This window comes from Ornithinibacter aureus (assembly GCF_009858245.1).
Taxonomy (GTDB): domain Bacteria; phylum Actinomycetota; class Actinomycetes; order Actinomycetales; family Dermatophilaceae; genus Fodinibacter; species Fodinibacter aureus.
In genome coordinates this window covers 434741-458635 of record NZ_VMSB01000001.1, presented here as the reverse complement: position 1 = coordinate 458635, position 23895 = coordinate 434741, and the positions used below count along the sequence as shown (strand labels likewise).

Below are 23895 nucleotides of genomic sequence, written 5' to 3'. Positions count from 1 at the left end.
CGTCTCGGCCCCGCGATCTCAGAGGCTCTTGCCGACGAGGAGCGTCAGGTCGATGAGGCGGTTGGAGTAGCCCCACTCGTTGTCGTACCAGCCGACGACCTTGACCTGGGTGCCGATGACCTTGGTCAGGCCGGAGTCGAAGATGCACGAGCTCGGGTCGGTGACGATGTCCGCGGAGACGATCGGGTCCTCGGTGTACTTGAGGAAGCCCTTGAGCGGGCCCTCGGCGGCAGCCTTGACGATCGCGTTGACCTCTTCGACGGTGGTCTCGCGGCCGGCCTCGAAGGTGAGGTCGGTGGCGGAACCGGTCGGGGTGGGCACGCGCAGCGCGTAGCCGTCGAGCTTGCCCTTCAGCTCGGGCATGACCAGGCCGATGGCCTTGGCGGCACCGGTGCTCGTCGGGATGATCGACAGCGCGGCGGCGCGGGCGCGGCGCATGTCGCGGTGCGGGCCGTCGAGCAGGTTCTGGTCGGAGGTGTAGGCGTGCACCGTGGTCATCAGGCCCTTGACGATGCCGAGCTCGTCGGACAGCGGCTTGGCCATGGGGGCCAGGCAGTTCGTCGTGCACGACGCGTTGGAGATGACGTGGTGGTTGGCCGGGTCGTAGTCCTGGTGGTTGACACCCATGACGAACGTGGCGTCCTCGTTGGAGGCCGGCGCCGAGATGATGACCTTCTTCGCGCCACCGTCGATGTGGGCGTGCGCCTTGGTGGCGTCGGTGAAGAAGCCGGTGGACTCGATGACGATGTCAGCGCCCACGTCGCCCCAGGCGATGTCGGCGGGGTTCTTCTCGGCGAAGATCTTGATGGTCTTGTCGCCCACCGTGATCGAGTCCTCGGTCGAGGAGACGTCGTCGGCGAGAACACCGAGCACCGAGTCGTACTTGAGCAGGTGCGCGATGGCCTTGTTGTCCATCAGGTCGTTGGCGGCGACGATCTCGATGTCGGCGCCGGAGGCCTGGACAGCCCGGAAGAAGTTGCGGCCGATGCGGCCGAAGCCGTTGATCCCTACGCGAACGGTCACGGTATGTGCTGCCTTCCACTCATCGAACGGTGCCGCCGATGAGCGGCACTCAGGGGTTTCGTCACTAACCCTAGACCCACCTCGGATGCCGTTGCGCGGCGTCCGGAGTACGGGCGAGTAACCGCTTGCGCATGAGACGGCTCAGGCCGCCGAGGTTTATCGGGTCACCCGATAAACCCGGACTCCGCTGGACAAGCATTGTCCCCGGAAGTGAGGCGTTGTCGGGTGAAGACCCGCATCAGGCGTCGAGCATGTCCGGGGTGAGCCCGGCCTCGGTGTTGGGGATGCCGTCGTCGGCGGCTCGCTTGTCGGCCATCGCGAGCAGTCGCCGGATGCGGCCCGCGATGGCGTCCTTGGTCATCGGCGGCTTGGCCAGCTGGCCGAGTTCCTCGAGCGAGGCCTCCTTGTGGGCCAGGCGCAGCTCCCCCGCCTCACGCAGGTGGTCCGGGATGTCGGCACCGAGGATCTCCAGGGCCCGCTCGACCCGGGCTCCGGCGGCCACGGCGGCCCGAGCGGACCGTCGCAGGTTGGCGTCGTCGAAGTTCGCCAGCCGGTTGGCCGTTGCCCGCACCTCGCGCCGGATGCGCCGCTCCTCCCACGCCAGCACGGCGTCGTGGGCGCCGAGCCGGGTGAGCATCGCACCGATGGCGTCACCGTCGCGGATGACGACGCGGTCGACTCCGCGGACCTCGCGGGCCTTGGCGGAGATGCCGAGTCGGCGCGCGGCGCCGACGAGGGCGAGTGCCGCCTCGGGACCGGGGCAGGTGACCTCCATCGCGGAGGAACGTCCGGGTTCGGTGAGGGATCCGTGCGCGAGGAAGGCTCCGCGCCACGCCGCCTCCGCGTCACACACCGACCCGCTGACGACCTTCGGTGGCAGTCCACGCACCGGGCGGCCACGACCGTCGATCAGGCCGGTCTGGCGCGCCAGCGACTCACCGTCGTTGACCACGCGCACGACGTAGCGGCTGCCCTTGCGCAGCCCCCCCGCGGCGAGGACGAGCACCTCGGGGGTGTGGCCGTAGACCTCGCTCAGCTCGCGTCGCAGGCGGCGGGCCGCGTTGGCCGTGTCGAGCTCGGCCTCGACGACGATGCGGCCCCCGATGATGTGCAGCCCCCCGGCAAACCTCAACGTCGCGGCCACCTCGGCCTTGCGACAGCACGGCTTGGTCACGACGTGTCTGCTCAGTTCGTCCTTCACCTTTGCAGTCATCGCCATGGCGGTCATCCTGCCACGCGTCACCGAGACGGTCGTGGGGTAGTGACGATGTCCCTCACTGCCGCCGCGAAGCGCAGCGGATCGTGTTCGCCGGCGCGGTCCCGGCGTCCGACGGGTGCCACGAACAACGTCGCTCCGAGCCGGGCGCACGCCGCCTCCAGCAGGGCGGGGTCGTCGACGACCGCCGGGTCGGCCAGCACGACGTCCAGGTGCAGGTTCGGTGCGAGCTCGGCAAAGGTCTCGAGGTGGCGCTCGGCACTGAAGCCGGCCGTCTCGCCCGAGCCGGGGTCGAGGTTGAGGATCAGCAGACGCCGGGCCCTGGTCACCTCGAGCGCCTCACGGACCTCGGGGACGAGCAGGTGCGTCATGACCGAGGTGAACCACGACCCTGGTCCGAGGACGACCCAGTCGGCGCTGCGGATCGCCGCCACCGACTCGGGGCAGGCCGGTGGGGCCGCCGGCACGAGCCGTACCCGCTCGACCGTGCCCGGGGTGACCGCCACCTGGGCCTGGCCGAGCACCACCTGCACGGCCGTCGGGTCAGCCGGGTCCAGCCCGCTCACGTCTGCCTCGATCGCCAGTGGGACCGCCGCCATCGGCAGCACCCGTCCCTGGGCCTGGAGCAGCCGGCCGACGAGGTCGAGCCCGGCGACCGGGTCGTCGTGCAGTTCCCACAGGGCGACGATGAGGAGGTTGCCCAGAGCGTGCCCGCCGAGCGGCCCGTCGCCCGCGAACCGGTGCTGAAGGACGTCGCGCCAGGTGTGCCCCCACTCGCTCTCGGCACACAGGGCGGCCAGGGCCATCCGCAGGTCGCCCGGGGGAAGCACCCCGAACTCGTCACGCAGCCGGCCGCTCGAGCCCCCGTCGTCGGCGACGGTGACGATGGCGGTGATCTCGTCGGTCACGTATCGCAGCGCGGTCAGGGTCGCGGCCAGTCCGTGCCCTCCGCCGAGGGCCGCGACGACGGGCCCGGTCACTCGCGCCCCAGATCACGGTGGACGACGAAGGTCGCCACCTGCTCCGTCGTGAGCCGTGCCGCGATCGCCTGGGTCATCGCCACGGAGCGGTGCTTGCCTCCGGTGCAGCCGATCCCGATCGTCGCGTAGCGACGACCCTCGGCGAGGTACCCGGCGGTGACCGGGCCCATCAGCCGCACCACGGCATCCACGAACTCCTGCGCCCCCTCCTGGGCCATGACCCAGTCGGCGACCGGTTCGTCGACTCCGGTCAGGGCCTTGAGCTCGGGAACCCAGAAGGGGTTGGGCAGGAAGCGCATGTCGAACACGAAGTCGGCGTCGAGGGGGACGCCGTACTTGAAGCCGAAGGACATCAGGGCCAGTCGCAGGCTCGGGCCGCTCTCGACACCCAGCAACGGCGTGAGCTTGCGGCCGAGCTGGTGGACGTTCAGGCCCGAGGTGTCGATGACCACCTGGGCCTCGGCGCGCAGGTCGCGCAGCATCTCGCGCTCGGCCTGGATGCCGTCGAGCAGCCGCCCCTCCCCCTGCAGGGGGTGCGGGCGACGCACGCTCTCGAACCGGCGCACGAGCGCCTCGTCGGTGGCATCGAGGAAGATCAGGTGAGGCCGCCAACCGGCATCCCGCAACGCCGCGAGCCCCGCGTGCAGCTCGGAGTGGAAGGCCCTGGCCCGGACGTCGACGACCGCGGCGATCTGCAGGTCGGTGCCACTGTCATTGCGTACCCGGCCCGCGAGCTCGGCCATCGACGACAGCAGCTGCGGTGGCAGGTTGTCGACGATGAACCAGCCACGGTCCTCGATGACGTTGGCCGCCGTCGACCGCCCGGCCCCGCTCATTCCCGTCACGATGAGGAAGTCGTTGGCCTCGGGGACACCTCCCGTGGGCAGGACTGCTGCACCGTCAGGCTGCTCGTGGTCCGGGGTCACGGCTCGTTCCCTTCGTCGACGACCTCACCGGTCGCGAGATTCACTGCGGGCATGGTGTCCGCGGAGGCCAACTGTGCCGCAATCACCGCTGCCAGCGCAGGCCCGATTCCGGGAACCTCCGCCAGCTCGTCGACCGAGGCCGCGGCGATCCGCTTGACCGAACCGAACGCCTTGAGCAGGGCCTTGCGCCGCTTCTCGCCCAGACCCGGGATGCCGTCGAGCCGGCTCGCCGTCATGGCCTTGGAGCGGCGTTGTCGGTGGAAGGTCACGGCGAAGCGGTGCGCCTCGTCGCGCAGACGCTGCAGCAGGTAGAGGCCCTCACTGGATCGCGCGAGGACGAGGGGGTGGTCCTCCCCCGGGAGCCAGACCTCCTCGAGGCGCTTGGCCAGCCCCACCACCGCGACGTCCTGGGCCCCCGCGTCGGCGAGGGCGCGAGCGGCGGCGTTGACCTGGGGCAGGCCGCCGTCGACGACGACGAGGTTCGGGCGGTACGCGAACCTCGCCGGGCGGGACGTCCCCGCGCCCGTGTCGCCCTGGTTGCCGGTGTCACCCGGGTTGCCGTCGTCCTGGATGCCGTCCGCCGCGGCGGCGGCCTCGTCGTCCTCCCGGCGTCCGCGCCGGAAGCGGCGGGTGAGCACCTCGTGCATCGCCGCGGTGTCGTCGGTGGCGCCGGTCTCGTCGCCGCGCACGATGAAGCGGCGGTACTCGGACTTGCGGGGCAGCCCGTCCTCGAAGACGACCATGGAACCGACGACCTGGGTGCCCTGCACGTGGCTGATGTCGAAGCACTCGATGCGCAGGGGCGCCTCGTCCAACCCGAGGGCGTCCTGGATCTGCTGGAGGGCCTGGCTGCGGGTGGTGAGGTCACCCGCCCTGGCCACCTTGTGTCGGGCCAGGCTCTGCGTCGCGTTGCGGGCCACCGTCTCCATGAGCGTGCGCTTGTCACCACGCTGTGGAACCCGCAGGTCGACCCGGCTCCCCCGCAACTCCGACAGCCAGTCGGCCAGGGCGGGCGCGTCGTCCGGCAGGACCGGAACGAGCACCTCACGGGGAACGGCCTCACCGGCTTCAGAGCCGTAGACCCGTTGGAGCAGGTGCTCGACGACCTCGGGGGTCGACTCCGCGTCGCGCTCGGCGACCCAGCCCCGCTGCCCGCGCACCCGACCACCTCGCACGTGGAAGAGCTGCACGGCGACCTCCAGCTCGTCCTCGGCGAGGGCGAACACGTCGGCATCGGTCGCGTCGGGCAACACCACGGCAGACTTCTCCAGCACCCGTTCCAGGGCTCCGATGTCGTCGCGCAGACGAGCGGCGCGCTCGAAGTCCAACTCGGCCGCGGCATCCTTCATCTCCCGCGTGAGGCGGGTGACGAAGCGACCGGTGTCGCCCGCCATGAAGTCGCAGAAGTCCTCGGCGATCTCCCGGTGGCGCTGGGCGTCGACCCGCCCGACACACGGAGCACTGCACTTGTCGATGTACCCGAGCAGGCACGGTCTCCCCACCTGAGCGGCTCGCTTGAAGACCCCTGACGAGCAGGTGCGGACGGGGAACACGCGCAGGGCGAGGTCGAGGGTCTCGCGGATGGCCCACGCGTGGGCGTACGGGCCGAAGTACCTGGTGCCCTTGCGCTTGGCGCCCCGCAGCACCTGGGCGCGGGGGTACTCCTCCCCCAGGGTCACGGCCAGGTAGGGGTAGGACTTGTCGTCGCGGTAGCGGACGTTGAACCGCGGGTCGAACTCCTTGATCCACGCGTACTCGAGCTGGAGGGCCTCGACCTCGGTGGAGACCACGGTCCACTCGACGCTCGCACCCGTGCGCACCATCGTGGCCGTGCGATGGTGCAGTGCCGAGACGTCCTGGAAGTAGGAGGACAACCGCGGGCGCAGGCTCTTGGCCTTGCCGACGTAGATGACGCGACCGTCGCGATCGCGGAACCGGTAGACCCCCGGCTCGGTGGGGATCTCGCCCGGCCGCGGACGGTACGTCGACGGGTCGGCCACGCACCAACCCTATGTCGGCGGACCGACAGCCCTCACGAGACGGTGATGCCGTCCGCACCCACGGTGACGCCCTTGGTCGGCAGGCCCGCGGTGGCCGGGCCCTTCGTGACCGCGCCGGTGGCGATGTCGAAGGTGCTCCCGTGGCACGGGCAGATGATCTGTCCACCCTCCACGGAGCCCACCGTGCACCCCTGGTGTGGGCACACGGCCGAGAACGCCTTGAAGTCACCCGCCGTCGGCTGGGTGACGACGACCTTGAGGTTGTCGAGGATGACCCCGCCCCCGACGGGCACCGACGCGGCGGCGATGGCGTCACCGGCGACCGAGGCCGCCGCCGACGCCGCGGCTGAGGCTGCGGAGGACGCGGCGGCGCCCGCGGCCTCGCCCGAACCGCAGGCGGTCAGGCCGGCCGCACCCGCGACGACGACCCCCGCGGCGAGCAGGCTCTCGCGTCGGGACGTGCACCCGCACGGCGCGACGCTCTGGCCGTCTCCGCAACTCGACGGGGTCGAGATGTCGTGGTGCTCGCTCGATCGCGTGGTGCTCATGGTGGTCCTCCGACTCGTCGACGACTCGCGCCCGGGCGGTGGACGCGACGCTGCTGCAGTATCACCCCGGAACCTGTCAAAACGGTGAGAGAGCGACGCCGTCATGCGACTGCAGCGGTTGCGAGTTTGGACAGCCTCAGATAACAACTCGGCACCAGACTGCGCGCAATGCTGGGTCAGGGGGTGCGCGTGTGGTTACAGTTCGCTTGCTCGCCAGACGCGCGCAGGAGCTACCCGCTCATCTCACTCAGTTATCCCAGGAGGAAACGTGCCCCAGCGTTCCGTGGTCGCCGTTGGCGCCTCGCTGCTCGTGGCTTCGCTCGCGCTTGCCGGTTGTGGCTCGCGCAGTGACGACACCGAAGGGACCGACACCGGTTCCGCAGAGAACAAGGTCGCCAAGATCGGCGTCATCGCTCCCCTGTCCGGCGACCTCGCCGCACTCGGCAAGGGCATCCAGAACTCCGTCGACCTCGCGATCCGTCAGGCCAACGAGGCCAAGACGATCCCGGGCTGGACCCTTGAGCTCGCTGCCGAGGACGACCAGGCCACCCCCGACGTCGGCAAGAACGCCGCGACGAAGCTCGCCGCTGACAAGGACGTCGTCGGCGTCGTCGGCACGCTGAACTCCAGCGTCGCGCAGAGCGTCCAGCCGGTTCTCGCCGCAGCCAACATCGTTCAGGTCTCGCCGGCCAACACGAACCCCGCCCTGACCCAGGGTGCGGACTTCGCGACGGCTCCCAAGCGCACCTACCCGACCTACTTCCGTACCTGCACGACCGACTCGGTCCAGGGCCCCTTCGCGGCGCGCTACCTGTTCGAGACGGCGGGCATCAAGGAGGTCGCGACGGTCCACGACAAGAAGACCTACGGCCAGGGTCTCGTCGAGGCCTTCTCCGCGGAGTACACGAAGCTCGGCGGCAAGATCGTCGCAGCCGAGACGATCAACCCGGACGACGACAAGTACGACGCCGTCATCAGCAAGATCAAGCCGTCCAACCCGAAGACCGTCTACTACGGTGGCGAGTACCCGCAGGCCGGTCCGTTCTCGCAGCAGATGAAGGCCGCTGGCCTCAACGTCCCGCTCATGGGCGGCGACGGCATCTACTCCGGTGAGTTCATCAAGCTCGCCGGTGCGACCGCCGAGGGCGACCTCGCCACGTCCGTCGGTGCCCCGACCGACACCCTCGAGTCGGCCAAGGACTTCATCGCCGCCTATGAGGCAGCCGGCTTCGCCGAGCCGTACGAGGCCTACGGTGCGTACGCCTTCGACGCGGCCAACGCCATCATCCAGGCCCTCAAGGTCTCGCTGGCCAGCGCCGACTCCGCCGAGGCGGCTCGTCAGGCGACCGTGGACGCCATGTCCAAGGTCTCCTTCGACGGTGTCACCGGTGCGGTTGCCTTCGACGAGTTCGGCGACACGACCTCCCGCGTCCTCACCGTCTACGGTGTCAAGGGCGGCAAGTGGGAAGCCGTGAACACCGCGGAGTTCAAGTAGGACCCAGCACTGACGGCTCTGCCGTGATGCACACCTGACAGCGGGGGTGGTTCGCCCGAACCACCCCCGCTGTTCGTGCCCCACAACGGTTGCGCGTGGCTCCTGACAGCGACGTCGACAGCCGCTACGCTCCCTCCAGCCTGCCGCTCGGACAGGTGACCGACACCACACTCAGAAGTCCACACATCCGTTCGCGAACACCGAGGAGACCCTCGTGGACCAATTCGCCCAGCAGCTCGTCAACGGGCTGACCCTGGGATCGCTCTATGCCCTCATCGCCGTCGGCTACACCGTCGTGTACGGCATCGTCCAGCTGATCAACTTCGCCCACGGCGAGATCTTCATGATCGGCGCCTTCGGTGCCCTGTCGACCTGGCTCATCTTCTTCGAGGGCGAGACGGCCCTGTGGACGCTGCCGATCATGCTGGTCGGCGCGATCGCCGCCTCGGTGACCACCGCCGTGCTCATGGAGCGCATCGCCTACCGTCCCCTGCGCAACGCGCCACGCCTCGCGCCGCTGATCACCGCGATCGGCATCTCGATCTTCCTTCAGGAGGCGGTGCGCCTGGGGTTCAACGACCCGACGTTGTTCCTCTCCAACTGGAACCCCCTCGACTTCCCGAGCGCCAAGCAGAAGGTGCCCTTCCCGCAGATCGACGTCGTCACCGGTCAGGCCTTCACGCTCGGCGGTGTCACCATCCAGCGGTCGGCCCTGTTCACCATCGGGTGCCTCGTGATGTGTGCGGCCGGCCTGTGGTACTTCGTCAACCGCACGAAGACGGGGCGCGGCATGCAGGCCGTCTCCCAGGACCCCGACACGGCTCGCCTCATGGGCATCAACGTCGACCGGATCATCATGGTCGCCTTCGCCGTCGGTGCCACGCTGGCCGCCGTCGCCGGTGTCGCGCAGGGTCTGCAAGTCACCAACATCAACTTCAAGATGGGCTTCCTCGCCGGTCTCAAGGCATTCACCGCGGCCGTCCTCGGCGGCATCGGGAACGTGTGGGGCGCCGTCGTCGGTGGTCTCACCCTGGGCATCGTCGAGGCCATGGCCGTCCAGTTCATCCCGGGCACCTTCGGTGGTAGTCCGTGGAAGGACGTCTGGGCCTTCGCCCTGCTCATCATCGTCCTCGTCTTCCGGCCCCAGGGCCTCCTCGGTGCAAAGGTGGTGGACCGGGCATGAGCTCCTCACGAACGGAGAACCTCGCAGCAGCCCACGGGGGCAAGGCCCCCATGGTGGCCATCGCCGGTGGCGCGCTGCTGATGCTCAGCGGGTTGCTGTCGTGGTCCTACGACGACCGCATCCTCGACGACATCTCAGTGCGCTTCTTCCCGATCGGCATCCAGATCTACTCCATGGTGCTGGGCCTGGTGGCCGTCGGGCTCGGGGTGCTGCTCATGCGGCGCCCGGCGTGGATGGACCCGGGCAAGGGCCTGCGCATCCTCGGCATGGCCAGCGTCGTCTTCGTCCTCGGCACGCTCCTCGCCATCGCGAAGCAGGCCGGCGGCATCGTCAACGCCAACGAAGGTCTGTACGTCGCCCTCGCGGGTGCCGTGCTCGCCGCGGCCGCAGGCTACCTGTCGCCCGAAGTGCACATCGACGTCCGCAAGTGGCCCCGGCTGAACTCCAACGTCGAGATCCTCATCATCGTCGTGCTGATGGCGCTGCTGCTCTTCACCCTCGCCTACACGCTCAACATCGAGGACGGCGCGGTGTTCGGCGTCTTCCTCGTGGCCGTCATCGGCATCGTCGGTGGTTTGCTGGGCAGTGGCCTCGGCGCCTACTTCGGCTTCATCGGTGGCAACAACCGTCGCCCGCTGATGCTGGCGGCCTTCCTCGTCGCCTTCCTCTTCCCGTTCACCCAGAACGGGTCGGACGAGAACATGTCGATCGCCACCCAGATCCTCGTGTTCGCGGCGACGGCCCTGGGCCTCAACATCGTCGTGGGCCTGGCGGGTCTGCTCGACCTCGGGTACATCGCGTTCCTCGGCACCGGTGCCTACGTCGCCGCCATGATGTCGACGTCGGCCTTCGCGACGATCGGATGGAAGCCCCCGTTCCTCGTGGTCATGCTCATCGGTGCCTGCACCGCGGCGGTCTTCGGCCTCATCATCGGCTCACCGACGCTCCGGGTGTCCGGCGACTATCTGGCCATCGTGACGCTCGGTTTCGGTGAGATCTTCCGTCTGGCGATGTTCAACCTCGACGGCAACAACGGTCCAGACCTGACCAACGGGCCCAACGGCATCCCAGCCATTCCCGACCTCGTGTTCTTCGGGTTCGACTTCGGCGAGGTGCACTCGATCGCGGGCATCCCGCTGGGTCGTTTCAGCAACTACTACTTCCTGCTACTGGCCCTCATCGCCTTCGTCATCCTCGTGTTCACCCGCCTCAACGACAGCCGCATCGGTCGTGGTTGGGTCGCCATCCGCGAGGACGAGCGGGCCGCCGAGGCCATGGGTGTCAACACCTTCGGGCTGAAGATCCTCGCCTTCGCGGTCGGTGCATTCCTCGCCGGCCTCGCGGGTACGATCAAGGCGCACGTCGACACCTCGGTCAGCCCCGACCAGTACATCTTCCTCGAGTCCGCGTTCCTGCTCGCCGCCGTCGTCCTCGGCGGCATGGGCACGGTCCTCGGTGTCCTCGTCGGAGCGACCATCCTCAAGCTGCTTCCCGAGAAGCTGCGCGAGGTCAACGACTACCGGCTGCTCATGTTCGGGTTGTTGCTCGTGGTCATGATGCGGTTCCGCCCCGAAGGACTCATCGCCAGCAAGCGCCGGCAACTCGAGTTCCACGAGGACGACGAAGAACTCAACGAGCTACTTCAGGCCGAGCACCTCCAGGAGGCGAAGTGACCATCACCGAACCCCAGCGCACACCTCACGAGGTGGGCACCAAGATCGTGCTCGAGGCCAGTGGGGTCACGATGCGCTTCGGCGGTCTGACCGCCGTGGACGACGTGAGCATGCAGGTCCACGAGGGCGAGATCGTCGGTCTCATCGGCCCCAACGGAGCCGGCAAGACGACGTTCTTCAACTGCCTCACCGGCATGTACATCCCGACGGAGGGCACCGTCACGCTCAACGGCACGAAGCTGCCCCCCAAGCCGCTCAAGGTCGTCCGGGCCGGTATGGCCCGCACGTTCCAGAACATCCGGCTCTTCGGCAACATGACGGCGCTGGAGAACGTCATGGTCGGTCGCTACTGCCGCACGTCGTCGATGGCGCTCACGTCGATCCTGCGCGGCCCGAAGTTCAAGCGCGAAGAGGCTGCCACGCGAGAGCGTGCGCAGGAACTTCTCGACTACGTCGGGTTGAGCAAGAGCACGGAACTGCTTGCGCGCAACATGCCCTACGGCGACCAGCGCCGCCTGGAGATCGCCCGCGCCCTGGCAACCGACCCGCAGATCATCCTGCTGGACGAGCCCACCGCTGGCATGAACCCCAAGGAGACCGAGGAGACGATGCACCTGATCTTCAAGATCAGGGACAGCGGTATGGCCGTCGTCGTCATCGAGCACGACATGCGGTTCATCTTCAACCTCTGTGACCGGGTGCTCTGCCTGGTCCGTGGCTCCCTCCTCGTCGAGGGAACGCCTGGTGAGGTGCAGTCCGACCACCGGGTCATCGAGGCCTACATCGGTGGCGACGAGGACAAGGAGGAGATCGCGTGAGCGCGATGCTTGAGGTCCGTGACCTCACCGTTGCCTACGGCAAGATCAAGGCCGTCAAGGGCATCAGCTTCGACGTCGAGCAGGGTGAGGTCGTCACCCTCATCGGCACCAACGGTGCCGGGAAGACGACGACGTTGCGGACCATCTCCGGTCTGCTGCGTCCCTCGGGCGGTTCCGTCACGTTCAAGGGCAAGGACCTCACCTCGGTCCCGGCGCACGACATCGTCCAGCTCGGTCTGGCGCACTCCCCCGAGGGTCGACGGATCTTCCCCCGGCTGAGTGTCGAGGAGAACCTCCTGCTCGGGGCATTCGCCCGCAAGGACAAGGAGATCTCCAACGACCTCCAGGCGGCCTACGACCTCTTCCCGATCCTCGAGGAGCGGCGGGCACAGCCCGCCGGGACGTTCTCGGGTGGCGAGCAGCAGATGCTCGCCATGGGTCGCGCGATGATGAGCCGCCCCGAGCTGCTCATGCTCGACGAGCCGTCGATGGGTCTGTCGCCGCTCATGATGAAGCGCATCATGACGACGATCACGACCCTGCAGGGCCAGGGCACGACGATCCTGCTCGTGGAGCAGAACGCCCAGGCAGCCCTGCGGCGGGCCAACCGCGGCTACGTGCTCGAGGTCGGCAAGATCGTGCTGTCCGGCACCGGCAAGGAACTGCTGGCCAGTGACGACGTGCGCAAGGCCTACCTCGGCGAGGACTGAGGCCAACCCGGCGGGGTGACCCGCCACGACGACGAACCCCGGATGCCGTGACACGGCATCCGGGGTTCGTCGCGTCGCGCTCAGGCCGAGCGGCGGGGAGCCGTCCTCTTGGCAGCAGCCTTCTGGGCCGGGGCCTTCTTGACAGCAGCCTTCGCCGCAGCCTTCTTCGCCGGTGCGTTGCCTGCCCTCGCCGGGGCCTTGGTGGCCTTCGCCGCGGTTGCCCGGGTGGTCGTGCGGGCCGTCTTCGCCAGCACGGGCGCGAGGAAGCGACCGGTGTGGGACGCCTCGACCGCGGCGACCTGTTCGGGGGTGCCCTCGGCGATCACCTGACCGCCGCCGCTGCCACCCTCGGGGCCGAGGTCGACGATCCAGTCGGCGCTCTTGATGACATCGAGGTTGTGCTCGATGACGATGACGGTGTTGCCCTTGTCGACCAACCCCTGGAGCACTCCGAGCAGCTTGCGGATGTCCTCGAAGTGCAACCCGGTCGTGGGCTCGTCGAGCACGTAGATGGTGCGCCCGGTCGAGCGCTTCTGCAACTCGGTGGCCAGCTTCACCCTCTGGGCCTCACCACCGGACAGCGTTGGCGCCGGCTGGCCGAGGCGGACGTAGCCCAGGCCGACGTCGTTGAGGGTCGTCATGTGCCGGGAGATCGCGGGCACCGCGGCGAAGAAGTCCGCGGCCTCCTCGATCGGCATGTCGAGCACGTCGGCGATCGTCTTGCCCTTGAAGTGCACCTCGAGCGTCTCGCGGTTGTACCGCGCACCGTGGCAGACCTCGCACGGGACGTAGACGTCCGGCAGGAAGTTCATCTCGATCTTGATCGTGCCGTCGCCCGAGCATGCGTCGCACCGGCCGCCCTTGACGTTGAAGCTGAACCGGCCCGGCTGGTACCCGCGGATCTTTGCCTCGGTCGTCGTCGCGAAGAGCTTGCGGACGTGGTCGAACACCCCGGTGTAGGTCGCGGGGTTGGACCTCGGCGTGCGCCCGATCGGGCCCTGGTCGACGTGCACGACCTTGTCGAGGTGCTCGAGCCCGGTGACCGTCTTGTGCCGACCCGGCACGTGCCGAGCCCCGTTGAGCTTGTTGGCCAGCACGTTGTAGAGGATGTCGTTGATCAGCGTCGACTTGCCCGACCCCGACACCCCGGTGACGGCCACGAGGTTGCCGAGCGGGAAGGTCACGGAGACGTTGTCGAGGTTGTGCTCGTTCGCGCCGACCACGCCGACGGTGCGGCTCTTGTCCTGCGGGCGACGGACCTGCGGCGTCGGGATCTCGCGACGACCGGAGAGGTACTTGCCGGTGATCGACTCGGGGTGGGTCAGCAGGTCTGCGACGGTGCCGGAGTGCACCACCTGGCCTCCGTGCTCCCCCGCTCCCGGGCCGATGTCGACGACCCAGTCGGCGGTGGCGATGGTGTCCTCGTCGTGCTCGACGACGATGAGCGTGTTGCCGAGGTCGCGCAACCGGGTGAGGGTCTCGATGAGGCGGTGGTTGTCGCGCTGGTGCAGGCCGATGCTCGGTTCGTCCAGGACGTAGAGCACGCCGACCAGGCCAGACCCGATCTGGGTGGCGAGGCGGATGCGCTGGGCCTCACCGCCGGACAGCGTGCCGGCCGGGCGGTCGAGGCTGAGGTAGTCGAGCCCGACGTCGAGCAGGAAGCCCAGACGAGCGTTGATCTCCTTGATGACTCGCTCGGCGATCTGCCGCTCGCGTGCGGTGAAGTCGACGTCCTCGAAGAAGCGGGCGGCATCCGCGATGGCGAGCCTGGACACGTCAGCGATCGATCGCCCCCCGATGAGGACGGCGAGGGACTCCGGCTTCAGGCGGGCCCCCTTGCACACCGGGCAGGGCACCTCACGCATGTAGCCCTCGTAGCGCTCCCGACTCCACTCGGAGTCGGTCTCGGAGTGGCGGCGCTTGATGAAGGGCACCACACCCTCGAAGCCCGTCGAGTACGACCGTTCGCGCCCGAACCGGTTCCGGTAGCGCACGTGCACCTTGTGGTTCTGCCCGTAGAGCAGCGCCTGCTGCGCCCGCTGGGGCAGCGCCCGCCACGGGGTGTCCATGGAGAACGTCAGGTCGTCGGCCAGCGCCCCCATGACCCGCTGGAAGTAGTCGGCCGCACCTGATCCGCTCGCCCACGGCGCGATGGCACCCTCGGCGAGGCTGAGGTCCTCGTCGGGGACGATGAGATCGGGATCGACCTCGAGCTCGGTGCCAATGCCCGTGCACTCGGGGCAGGCACCGAAGGGGCTGTTGAACGAGAACGAGCGGGGCTCGACGTCATCCATCTGGAGGGGGTGGTCGTTGGGGCAGGCCATCCGCTCCGAGAAGCGCCGCTCGCGGCCGGGGTCGCCCGGCTCACGGTCGACGAACTCGACGACGAGCAGCCCGCCGGCCAGGCCGAGGGCCGTCTCGACCGAGTCGGTCAGCCGGCGCTTCGCGGTGGTGTCGTCGGCCCCCTTCGCGACGAGTCGGTCGATGACGACGTCGATCGTGTGCTTGATCTGCTTCTCGAGCTTCGGCGGGTCGGTGAGGGCGACGACCTCGCCGTCGACCCGGGCCCGTGCGAAGCCCTTGCTCTGAAGCTCGGCGAACAGGTCGACGTACTCACCCTTGCGGGCGCGCACCACCGGCGCGAGCACCTGGAAGCGGGTCTTCTCAGGAAGCTCGAGCAGCCGGTCGACGATCTGCTGGGGGCTCTGCCGGGTGATGGCCTCCCCACAGGTGGGGCAGTGCGGGCGGCCGGCCCGAGCGAACAGCAGACGCAGGTAGTCGTAGACCTCGGTGATGGTGCCAACCGTCGACCGGGGGTTGCGGTTGGTCGACTTCTGGTCGATGGACACCGCCGGGGACAGGCCCTCGATGAAGTCGACGTCGGGCTTGTCCATCTGGCCGAGGAACTGGCGGGCATAGGCCGACAGCGACTCCACGTAGCGGCGCTGGCCCTCGGCGAAGATCGTGTCGAAGGCCAGGCTGGACTTGCCGGATCCGGACAGCCCGGTGAACACGACGAGTGCGTCGCGAGGTAGTTCGAGACTGATGTCCTTGAGGTTGTGCTCTCGGGCACCACGGATGACGAGGTGGTCATGACTCACGCACGTCATGCTAGGTGGGGCCACCGACAGACCCTTCATCGGAGCCTGTCGAGGGTCGGTGGTCGGGAGTAGGTTCGCCCCATGGACCCGACCTCCCGCGACGACCCCCGGCTCGTGGATGCCGTGAACAGCCACACCGATCTCCTGCTGGGCACGGCGCGAAGCCTGGACGACGCAGCCTCGCCGTCGCTGTGCGTGGGGTGGTCACGAGCCCACGTGCTCAGCCACCTCGCCCGCAACGCCGACGGGATGGCCGCCCTCGTGCGGGCCGCTGTCGACGGCACCGGGGAGACGATGTACACCAGCGACCAGGCCCGGGACGCCGACATCGATGCCGGCGCCGACCGCCCCCTGGCAGAACTGGTCGCCGACGTCGAGCACAGTGCTGCGGCCCTCGCAGAGGCACTGCCCCGGCTGGGACCCGAGCACCACGGCATCCGGCTCGACCGCACACCGGGCGTGCACCTCATGCGCGCCGCACGCATCCCCTTCCTGCGGCTGCGCGAGGTGGTCTACCACCACGTCGACCTCGATGCCGGTTTCACCTTCGTCGACGTCGAGCCTTGGCTCGTCCGGCTCTTTGTTGCCGACGAGGAAGCTCGGCTCCACGAGACCGAGCGGCACCGTGCACTGGCGGCCGACCTGCTCTGGCGCGCACGCGGCATCCGAACGGAGAGGACACCATGAGCTACACCGGACACGTGGTCCCCGGCGGGCCGACCGACACCCGGGTGCTGGGCCGCGCCACGATTCGCAAGATGTCGGTCTCCGAGATGCACAACAACGTCTACCTGATCACCTGCACGGCAACCGGCGAACAGCTGCTCATCGACGCTGCCGATGACGCCCACCGCTGCCTGGGACTCGTCCGGGAGGGAACCGGCCGGCTGGGGCACCTCGTGACCACGCACCAGCACTGGGACCACGTCCGAGCCCTGGCAGAGGTCGCCCGGGCGACCGGCGCCGCGACGTATGCCGGGGCCGAGGATGCCGATGCCCTCCCCCACGCGCCGGACGTCCGCCTGCGGCACGGCGACGTCGTGACCGTCGGAGAGCTCGAGCTCGACGTCATCCATCTGCGCGGCCACACCCCGGGGTCGGTGGCGTTGTCGTGGTCGGACCCTGACGGGCACACGCACCTCTTCACCGGTGACTCGCTCTTTCCCGGTGGCGTCGGCAATACGAAGAACCCCGGCCAGAGCTTCGAGTCCCTCTACCGTGACGTCGTCGAGCGGGTGTTCGCCACCCACGACGACGACACCTGGTTCTACCCGGGGCACGGTGACGACGGCACCATCGGTGCGGAGCGACCACACCTCGACGAGTGGCGCGAGCGCGGCTGGTGAGGACTAGCCTGACGCGGTGACGAGCGCAGCAGACCGGGTCCCCGCACCCCTCCTCGTGCTCGCTGGCATCGTCTCGGTGCAGTTCGGCGGGGCGTTGGCCGCCACGCTCGTGCCGCTGATCGGCGCCGGCGGGTCCGTCGTTCTGCGCCTGCTCTTCGCCAGCGCCCTGTTGCTGGTCTTCGTCCGCCCCCGCTGGCGAGGGCACTCGCGTCGCGCCTGGCTCACGGTGATCGCGTTCGGTGTCGCCCTCGGCCTGATGAACTTCACCTTCTACAGCTCGCTGGCCCATCTGCCGATCGGGGTCGCGGTGACCATCGAGTTCATCGGCCCCCTCAGCCTCGCGGCGGCGCTATCGCGCCGATGGGTGGATGCCGTCGCGGTCACTGCCGCAGCCGCTGGGGTCGTGCTCATCTCCGAGGCACTGAGCACCCCGTTTGCCGACCTCGAGAAGACCGGGATCGCGCTTGCGCTGCTGGCCGGTGCCTTCTGGGCGGCCTACATCGTGCTCGCCGGGCGCACCGGGGGTGAGTTCCCGAAGCTCGAGGGGTTGGCGCTCGCCATGGTGGTGGCCACCGTCGTCACGCTGCCGCTCGGCATCACCAGCGCCCCCAGCTGGTCGCCGGACATTCTCCTCAAGGCGTTCGGCATCGCTGTGCTCTCGTCGGTCCTGCCCTACTCACTCGAGCTGCTGGCGCTGCGGAGGCTGAGCGCGAAGGTCTTCGGCATCCTGCTCAGCCTCGAACCGGCCTTCGCCGCGCTGGCGGGGCTGCTCGTCCTCGGCCAGGTGCTCTCGCCGACGCAGCTCGTGGGCATGGCCCTGGTGGTCGCGGCCTCGACGCTGGTGCTCGGGCTCGGCGCGCGCCAGAAGCCGGACCCCGCTGAGGCAGCCAGTACCTAGCTGCCAGTGGGACCGCCGGCGATGCGCTCGCGCTCGTCCTTGCGGGTCTTCCACAGGCTGGCCACGGTGGTGGTGCCGAGGATGACGACGATGGCACCGAGCGACATCCAGATCGGGATCTCCGGGACCAGAACGTGCTCGCCACCGTTGATGAACGGCAGCTCGTTCTCGTGCAGGGCGTGCAACAGCAGCTTGACGCCGATGAACGCGAGCAGCACGGCCAGACCCAGGCTGAGGTACACGAGCTTGGTGAGCAGGCCACCGAGCAGGAAGTACAGCTGGCGCAGACCCATCAGGGCGAACAGGTTCGCCACGAGCACGATGTAGGGCTCACGGGTCAGGCCGTAGATCGCGGGGATGGAGTCCAGGGCGAAGAGCAGGTCGGTCGTGCCGAGCGCGACGATGACGAAGAAGAGCGGGGTCGCGAGGCGCTTGCCGTTCTCGATGATGAACATCTTCGTGCCGTGGTAGGCCTGCGTCGCCGGGAAGAAGCGCTCGACCGCCTTCATGAAGCGGTTCTCCTCGTACTCCTCGTCATCACTCTCACCTTCGCGGGCGAGCTTGATGGCGGTGTAGATGAGGAACGCGCCGAAGATGTAGAAGACCCAGCTGAAGTTGTTGATGGCGGCAGCGCCGAGCCAGATGAACAGCCCGCGCAGGACGATCGCGATGATGATGCCGATCATCAGGGCGAACTGCTGCAACTTCTCCGGCACGGCGAACTTGGCCATGATCAACAGGAAGATGAACAGGTTGTCCACCGAGAGCGAGTACTCCGTCAACCAGCCCGCGAAGAACTCGCCCGCCAGCTGACCGCCAGCGAAGTACCACATGCCCAGCCCGAAGAGGATGGCCGCGCCGATGTAGATGGTGAGCGCGATGCCGGTCTCCTTGTTGGAGGGCCGGTGGGGGTTGCGGGCGATCCAGATGACGTCGAAGACGAGAACCGCAACCGCGATGCCGATCGTCACCCACCACACCCATGGGTCGAGGTCGAGGGACGGGGTGGCAGCCGGAAGCATCGCTGGAATCACTCGCGGAGTCTACCGAGGAGCGAACGCTCTCGGCCTCCCGTGTCCGATCGACCCTAGGCTGAAGCCATGGCCAGCATGCTCGACGACCTGTCCCTGCTCACCAGCCTGCACCGGCAGGTCATCCTGGAGTCCGGCCGCGGAGACCTGCTGGAGATCACCGACGCCCTCGAGGCGCGGTGCCGCTCCGAGGACCCCGAGGCGCCCGCCGAACTCGTCAACAGCCTCGACCCGCAGACCGCAGAGCTCATCGCCCGGCTGCTCACCGTGCACCTGCACCTGACCAACCTCGCCGAGGAACGGCATCGTGCCCGGTCGGTGCGGCGCGAGGACGGCGAGTTCGGTGGCAGCGCCGAGACCGGCGACATCGGCCCCGCGATCGCGGACGTCGCGGCGGCGGGGTCGGACGCCCGAGCCCGGATCGCGGCCATGCGGATCCACCCGGTGCTCACGGCCCACCCGACCGAGGCCCGGCGCCGTGCGGTGGCGTCCGCCCTGCGGCGCATCGCGGCCCACCTGGACGTCCACGACGACCCCGAGTCGGGCCCGTCGGAGCGCGCCGACTCCCGACGCCGCATGCTCGACGACATCGACATCCTCCAGCGCACCTCGACCCTGCGCATCACCCGCCCCACTCCCTCCGACGAGGTCAAGACCGTGCTGACGGTCTTCAGCCAGTCCCTCGTGCACGCGGTCCCGCAGTTCCAGCGGGCCGTGGAGGCTGCCCTGGGTGGCGAGGCATCGGATGCCGCCGCGTTGCCCCCGGTGGTCCGCTTCGGTTCGTGGGTGGGTGGGGATCGCGACGGCAACCCCTTCGTCACGGCCGAGGTGACCCGCGAGACCGTCGCGGCTCACGCCGACCAGGCCCTGCAGATCCTGCACGAGGCCGTCGACCGGGTCGCCCGGATGATCACCGTGGACGAGGAGTCCACTCCCCCGACCGCAACGCTGCGGGACGCGCTGGCCAACGACGCGGCCAGCCACCCCAGGCTGCTCGCCGAGATCAGCAAGGACTCCCCGCGCGAGCCGCACCGGCAGAAGCTGCTCGTCGTGGCCGCCCGGCTCGACGCGACGCGCCGGGAGCAGGCGGGGCTGGCGTACTCCGGCCCGGACGAGGCCCTCGCGGACCTCGTGCTCGTGCAGGAGTCGCTCGTCTCCGCCGGCGACGCCCGGGCCGCACGCGGCGAGCTCCAGGACGTGGTGTGGATGCTTCAGACCTTCGGCTTCCACCTCGCCGAGCTCGAGGTGCGCCAGCACAGTGCCGTGCACCGCGCCGCGCTCACCGAGCTGATCTCCCTGCTGCCCGGTCAGGTCACCGACCCGGCTGTGGCCGCCGCGGACGCTGCGTTCCTCGACGACCTCGCGGTCAACGGCTGGCCCGAACTCACCGCCGCAGCAAGTGCGACGACCCGCGAGGTGCTCGACACGTTGCGCGTCATGTCGTGGTTGCAGCAGCGCTGGGGTCAGCGCAGCTGCGGCCGCTACATCGTCTCGTTCAGCCAGAGCGCCGGTGACCTCGTCGCCGTACGAGCCCTCGCCCGGCTCGCCGTCGGCTCGCGGCCGCTCGCCCTCGATGTCGTCCCGCTGTTCGAGACCGGCGCGGACCTCGACGCCGCCGACACGACCCTCGAGCAGTGGATGGGTCTGTCGTCGACGGCGGCATGGCTCGAGGGTGTCGACCGGGAGGTCGAGGTCATGCTGGGGTACTCGGACTCGGCCAAGGACGTCGGCCCGGCCTCGGCGACCTTGGCCCTGCACCGCGCCCAGCAGGCTCTCGTCGAATGGGCGGCGCGCCACGAGGTCACGCTGACCCTGTTCCACGGCCGCGGGGGATCCCTCGGTCGTGGCGGCGGCCCGCTGCACCGCGCGATCGCCGCCCAGCCGTCGGGTTCGGTCGACGGCCGTTTCAAGGTCACCGAGCAGGGTGAAGTGATCTTCGCCAGGTACGCCGACATCCGCATCGCCGAGCAACACCTCGAGCGCGTGGCGTCAGCGGTGCTGCTCACCGACAGCCCCACCCACGCAGCCGCCCGGGAGGCGGCCCGGCTGCGCTACACGGATGTCGCGGCAGTTGTCGACGACGCCAGCAAGCGGGCCTTCCGAGCACTGGTCGAGCAGCCCGGGTTTGCCGACTTCTTCGCCATGTCCAGCCCACTGGACCTGCTCGCGGACCTGCGCCTCGGGTCGCGGCCGAGCCGCCGCAGCGGCACCGAGAGCGGTCGCAGCCTCGAGGACCTGCGGGCGATCCCGTGGGTGTTCGCCTGGTCGATGACCCGGGTCAACCTGCCGGGGTGGTACGGCCTCGGCAGCGGGCTCGAGGCCCTGGGCGACCCGGACCTGGCACGGGAGGCGTACCGCGAGTGGCCGGTCTTCGCCGCACTCGTCGACGTCGCGGAGATGAGCCTGGCCAAGACTGACGACAGGCTGGCAGCACGGTTCCTCGAGCTCGGCGGTCGGCCCGACCTCGCCGAGCGGGTGCTCGACGAACTCGCGCGCACCCGCCGCGAGGTGCTCAGCCTGCTCGACCAGGACGAGATGCTCGCCCGCAAGCCACACCTGCACACCGCGGTCCGGCTGCGTCGCCCGTTCGTCGACATGCTCAGCCACCTCCAGCTGCGCGGCCTGAGAGAGATCCGTGAGCACGGCGAGGAGACCGCGGCGGGGTGGAAGCGGCCCCTGCTGCTCACCATCAACGGGCTGGCAGCGGGGTTGCAGAACACCGGCTGAGCGAGCCGCGGGCCACGCTGAGCGAGCCGCGGGCCGCGCTCAGCGCGGCCGCGTGGCAGACCGGCTCAGCGCGCCTCCCTGGTGGACGTGCTCAGGGCGTCTACTTGGTCGCCTCGCTCATCTGCCGCAGCTCCTTCTTGAGGTCGCCGACCTCGTCCCGGAGCCGGGCCGCGAGTTCGAAGTGGAGGTCGGCCGCGGCCTGGTGCATCTGCGTGCTCAGTTCCTGGATGAGTGCGGCGAGGTCACTGGCGGCGACCGGGCCGGTTCGACGGGCGGCCAGCGATGCATCGGCCGCGGCCGCCCCGCGGCCGCCACGACCGCCGTCGCTCTTGCCGCGTGACTGCGCCCGCCCGGAGCCCAGGAGCTCCTGGGTGTCGGCATCCTCGCGGCCCAGCATGTCGGTGATGTCGGCGATCTTCTTGCGCAGCGGCTGGGGGTCGATGCCGCGCTCGAGGTTGTAGGCGATCTGCTTCTCCCGGCGCCGGGTCGTCTCCTCGACCGCCTCGGCCATCGACGGGGTCACCTTGTCGGCGTACATGTGCACCTGGCCGGAGACGTTGCGCGCCGCGCGCCCGATCGTCTGGATGAGGCTGCGGCTCGAACGCAGGAACCCCTCCTTGTCGGCATCGAGGATCGCCACGAGGGAGACCTCAGGCAGGTCGAGCCCCTCGCGGAGCAGGTTGATGCCGACGAGGACGTCGAACTCCCCCAGCCGCAGTTCACGCAGCAGTTCCACCCGTCGCAGCGTGTCGATGTCGGAGTGCAGGTAACGCACCCGCACGCCCTTGTCGAGCAGGTAATCGGTGAGGTCCTCGGCCATCTTCTTGGTCAGCGTCGTGACCAGCACCCGCTCGTCCTTGTCGGCGCGGGTGCGGATCTCGTGCAGCAGGTCGTCGATCTGGCCCTTGGTGGGCTTGAGGATGATCTCGGGGTCGATCAGACCCGTCGGCCGGATGATCTGCTCGACGACACCGGTGGCCTTGGCCAGCTCGTAGGCGCCCGGGGTGGCCGACAGGTAGACGGTCTGACCGATGCGCTCGAGGAACTCCTCCCACTTCAGGGGGCGGTTGTCCATCGCCGAGGGCAGCCGGAAACCGTGATCGACCAAGGTGCGCTTGCGAGAGGCATCGCCCTCGTACATCGCGCCGATCTGCGGCACGGTCACGTGCGACTCGTCGATGACGAGCAGGAAGTCCTCGGGGAAGTAGTCGAGCAGACAGTTCGGGGCCGTGCCCGGGAGTCGGCCGTCGATGTGCATCGAGTAGTTCTCGATGCCCGAGCACGATCCGACCTGGCGCATCATCTCGATGTCGTACGTCGTGCGCATCCGCAGCCGCTGGGCCTCAAGCAGCTTGCCCTGGCGCTCGAAGAGGGCGAGCTGCTGCTCCAGCTCGCTCTCGATGCCGGCGATCGCCCGCTCCATGCGTTCCGGGCCGGCGACGTAGTGCGAGGCGGGGAAGACGTACATCTCCGACTCTTCGCGCACGACCTCACCGGTCAGCGGGTGCAGGGTGTAGATCGCCTCGACCTCGTCACCGAAGAACTCGATGCGCACCGCGAGCTCCTCGTACATCGGGATGATCTCGACGGTGTCACCGCGGACCCGGAAGGTGCCGCGGGTGAAGGCCAGGTCGTTGCGCGTGTACTGCATCTGGACGAACTTGCGCAGCAGGTCGTCACGAGGCACCTCGTCACCAACGCGCAACCGGACCATCCGGTCGACGTACTCCTGCGGCGTGCCGAGGCCGTAGATGCAGGACACCGACGCCACCACGATGACGTCACGCCGCGTCAGCAGCGAGTTCGTGGCACTGTGCCGCAGCCGCTCGACCTCGTCGTTGATCGAGGAGTCCTTCTCGATGTAGGTGTCGGTCTGCGGGACGTATGCCTCGGGCTGGAAGTAGTCGTAGTAGCTGACGAAGTACTCGACGGCGTTGTTCGGCAACAGCTCACGGAACTCGTTGGCCAGCTGCGCCGCCAGGGTCTTGTTCGGTGCCATGACCAACGTCGGCCGCTGGACCTCCTCGATCAGCCAAGCGGTCGTGGCCGACTTGCCGGTGCCCGTCGCACCGAGCAGGACGGTGTCCTGCTCTCCCGCACGCACCCGCCGTGCCAGGTCGGCGATGGCCTGGGGCTGGTCACCGGCAGGCTCGAAGTCGGAGACCACCTCGAAGGGCGCCACGCGGCGCTGCAGATCTGTCGTCGGACGCATGGCACTAC

18 protein-coding genes are annotated in these 23895 nt (G+C 69.0%); 9 read left to right on the top strand and 9 right to left on the bottom strand.

The window, feature by feature from the left end; translation table 11 throughout:
• Positions 1-18: 18 nt before the first annotated feature.
• The 6 genes from gap to C8E84_RS02180 all read right to left on the bottom strand — a co-directional run bounded on the left by gap (position 19) and on the right by C8E84_RS02180 (position 6693).
• A complete protein-coding gene (gene gap / locus C8E84_RS02205; protein ID WP_159899097.1) occupies positions 19-1023 on the bottom strand; it encodes a type I glyceraldehyde-3-phosphate dehydrogenase in 1005 nt (334 codons plus the stop codon).
• 238 nt (positions 1024-1261) lie between these two features.
• The gene (gene whiA / locus C8E84_RS02200; RefSeq protein ID WP_159899095.1) at positions 1262-2242 is read right to left on the bottom strand and encodes a DNA-binding protein WhiA; all 981 of its coding nucleotides are present in this window, start codon (positions 2240-2242) and stop codon (positions 1262-1264) included.
• Between the two features lie 20 nt (positions 2243-2262).
• On the bottom strand, positions 2263-3219 hold the full coding sequence (locus C8E84_RS02195; RefSeq protein ID WP_159899093.1) for a gluconeogenesis factor YvcK family protein: 957 nt from the start codon (positions 3217-3219) through the stop codon (positions 2263-2265).
• Positions 3216-4145, bottom strand: a complete 930-nt coding sequence (rapZ, locus tag C8E84_RS02190; RefSeq protein ID WP_425495942.1) for an RNase adapter RapZ — start codon at positions 4143-4145, stop codon at positions 3216-3218. The genes C8E84_RS02195 and rapZ overlap by 4 nt, the downstream gene beginning before the upstream one ends.
• Positions 4142-6145 carry an excinuclease ABC subunit UvrC gene (gene uvrC, locus C8E84_RS02185; RefSeq protein WP_159899091.1) on the bottom strand — a complete coding sequence of 668 codons (2004 nt, stop codon included), beginning with the start codon at positions 6143-6145 and terminating at the stop codon, positions 4142-4144. The genes rapZ and uvrC overlap by 4 nt, the downstream gene beginning before the upstream one ends.
• A gap of 32 nt (positions 6146-6177) precedes the next feature.
• The gene (locus C8E84_RS02180) at positions 6178-6693 is read right to left on the bottom strand and encodes a Rieske (2Fe-2S) protein (protein ID WP_159899089.1); all 516 of its coding nucleotides are present in this window, start codon (positions 6691-6693) and stop codon (positions 6178-6180) included.
• A gap of 268 nt (positions 6694-6961) precedes the next feature.
• Between C8E84_RS02180 and C8E84_RS02175 the strand changes: the two genes are divergently transcribed.
• The 5 genes from C8E84_RS02175 to C8E84_RS02155 all read left to right on the top strand — a co-directional run bounded on the left by C8E84_RS02175 (position 6962) and on the right by C8E84_RS02155 (position 12572).
• Entirely contained in the window at positions 6962-8188 is a 1227-nt protein-coding gene (locus C8E84_RS02175; protein WP_159899087.1) for a branched-chain amino acid ABC transporter substrate-binding protein, read from the top strand.
• 214 nt (positions 8189-8402) lie between these two features.
• Positions 8403-9371, top strand: a complete 969-nt coding sequence (locus C8E84_RS02170) for a branched-chain amino acid ABC transporter permease (protein WP_159899085.1) — start codon at positions 8403-8405, stop codon at positions 9369-9371.
• Complete coding sequence (locus tag C8E84_RS02165) at positions 9368-11044, top strand: branched-chain amino acid ABC transporter permease (protein WP_159899083.1); 1677 nt, start codon at positions 9368-9370, stop codon at positions 11042-11044. Before C8E84_RS02170 ends, C8E84_RS02165 begins: the two co-directional genes overlap by 4 nt.
• Positions 11041-11862, top strand: a complete 822-nt coding sequence (locus C8E84_RS02160; protein WP_246196727.1) for an ABC transporter ATP-binding protein — start codon at positions 11041-11043, stop codon at positions 11860-11862. Before C8E84_RS02165 ends, C8E84_RS02160 begins: the two co-directional genes overlap by 4 nt.
• Positions 11863-11867: 5 nt before the next feature.
• A complete protein-coding gene (locus C8E84_RS02155; protein ID WP_246197031.1) occupies positions 11868-12572 on the top strand; it encodes an ABC transporter ATP-binding protein in 705 nt (234 codons plus the stop codon).
• Positions 12573-12652: 80 nt separating this feature from the next.
• On the opposite strand, the gene uvrA is transcribed toward C8E84_RS02155, so the two are convergent.
• Positions 12653-15682, bottom strand: a complete 3030-nt coding sequence (uvrA, locus tag C8E84_RS02150) for an excinuclease ABC subunit UvrA (RefSeq protein WP_159904350.1) — start codon at positions 15680-15682, stop codon at positions 12653-12655.
• Between the two features lie 72 nt (positions 15683-15754).
• Here uvrA and C8E84_RS02145 point away from each other — a divergent pair, with 72 nt between their 5' ends.
• From C8E84_RS02145 to C8E84_RS02135, 3 genes are read left to right on the top strand one after another with little or no spacing between them, the layout of a single operon-like run.
• Complete coding sequence (locus tag C8E84_RS02145; RefSeq protein WP_159899079.1) at positions 15755-16360, top strand: maleylpyruvate isomerase N-terminal domain-containing protein; 606 nt, start codon at positions 15755-15757, stop codon at positions 16358-16360.
• Positions 16357-17019, top strand: coding sequence for an MBL fold metallo-hydrolase (locus C8E84_RS02140; RefSeq protein WP_159899077.1), 663 nt, complete (start codon positions 16357-16359; stop codon positions 17017-17019). Before C8E84_RS02145 ends, C8E84_RS02140 begins: the two co-directional genes overlap by 4 nt.
• A gap of 16 nt (positions 17020-17035) precedes the next feature.
• Entirely contained in the window at positions 17036-17917 is an 882-nt protein-coding gene (locus C8E84_RS02135; protein WP_246196726.1) for an EamA family transporter, read from the top strand.
• On the opposite strand, the gene C8E84_RS02130 is transcribed toward C8E84_RS02135, so the two are convergent.
• Positions 17914-18939, bottom strand: a complete 1026-nt coding sequence (locus C8E84_RS02130) for a TerC family protein (protein ID WP_159904346.1) — start codon at positions 18937-18939, stop codon at positions 17914-17916. The genes C8E84_RS02135 and C8E84_RS02130 overlap by 4 nt on opposite strands.
• Positions 18940-19017: 78 nt before the next feature.
• Here C8E84_RS02130 and C8E84_RS02125 point away from each other — a divergent pair, with 78 nt between their 5' ends.
• Complete coding sequence (locus C8E84_RS02125) at positions 19018-21675, top strand: phosphoenolpyruvate carboxylase (RefSeq protein WP_159899075.1); 2658 nt, start codon at positions 19018-19020, stop codon at positions 21673-21675.
• A 100-nt stretch (positions 21676-21775) separates the two neighbouring features.
• Here the strand turns inward: C8E84_RS02125 and uvrB are convergent, their stop codons facing one another.
• Positions 21776-23887 carry an excinuclease ABC subunit UvrB gene (uvrB, locus tag C8E84_RS02120; RefSeq protein ID WP_159899073.1) on the bottom strand — a complete coding sequence of 704 codons (2112 nt, stop codon included), beginning with the start codon at positions 23885-23887 and terminating at the stop codon, positions 21776-21778.
• Positions 23888-23895 lie beyond the last annotated feature (8 nt).

Bases quoted from the DNA above. Each gene is read 5' to 3' on its own strand.
- whiA (WP_159899095.1), bottom strand. From the start codon at position 2,242: ATGGCGATGACTGCAAAGGTGAAGGACGAACTGAGCAGACACGTCGTG.
- C8E84_RS02180 (WP_159899089.1), bottom strand. From the start codon at position 6,693: ATGAGCACCACGCGATCGAGCGAGCACCACGACATCTCGACCCCGTCG.
- C8E84_RS02165 (WP_159899083.1), top strand. From the start codon at position 9,368: ATGAGCTCCTCACGAACGGAGAACCTCGCAGCAGCCCACGGGGGCAAG.
- C8E84_RS02155 (WP_246197031.1), top strand. From the start codon at position 11,868: ATGCTTGAGGTCCGTGACCTCACCGTTGCCTACGGCAAGATCAAGGCC.
- uvrA (WP_159904350.1), bottom strand. From the start codon at position 15,682: ATGACGTGCGTGAGTCATGACCACCTCGTCATCCGTGGTGCCCGAGAG.
- C8E84_RS02145 (WP_159899079.1), top strand. From the start codon at position 15,755: ATGGACCCGACCTCCCGCGACGACCCCCGGCTCGTGGATGCCGTGAAC.
- C8E84_RS02140 (WP_159899077.1), top strand. From the start codon at position 16,357: ATGAGCTACACCGGACACGTGGTCCCCGGCGGGCCGACCGACACCCGG.
- C8E84_RS02130 (WP_159904346.1), bottom strand. From the start codon at position 18,939: ATGCTTCCGGCTGCCACCCCGTCCCTCGACCTCGACCCATGGGTGTGG.
- C8E84_RS02125 (WP_159899075.1), top strand. From the start codon at position 19,018: ATGGCCAGCATGCTCGACGACCTGTCCCTGCTCACCAGCCTGCACCGG.
- uvrB (WP_159899073.1), bottom strand. From the start codon at position 23,887: ATGCGTCCGACGACAGATCTGCAGCGCCGCGTGGCGCCCTTCGAGGTG.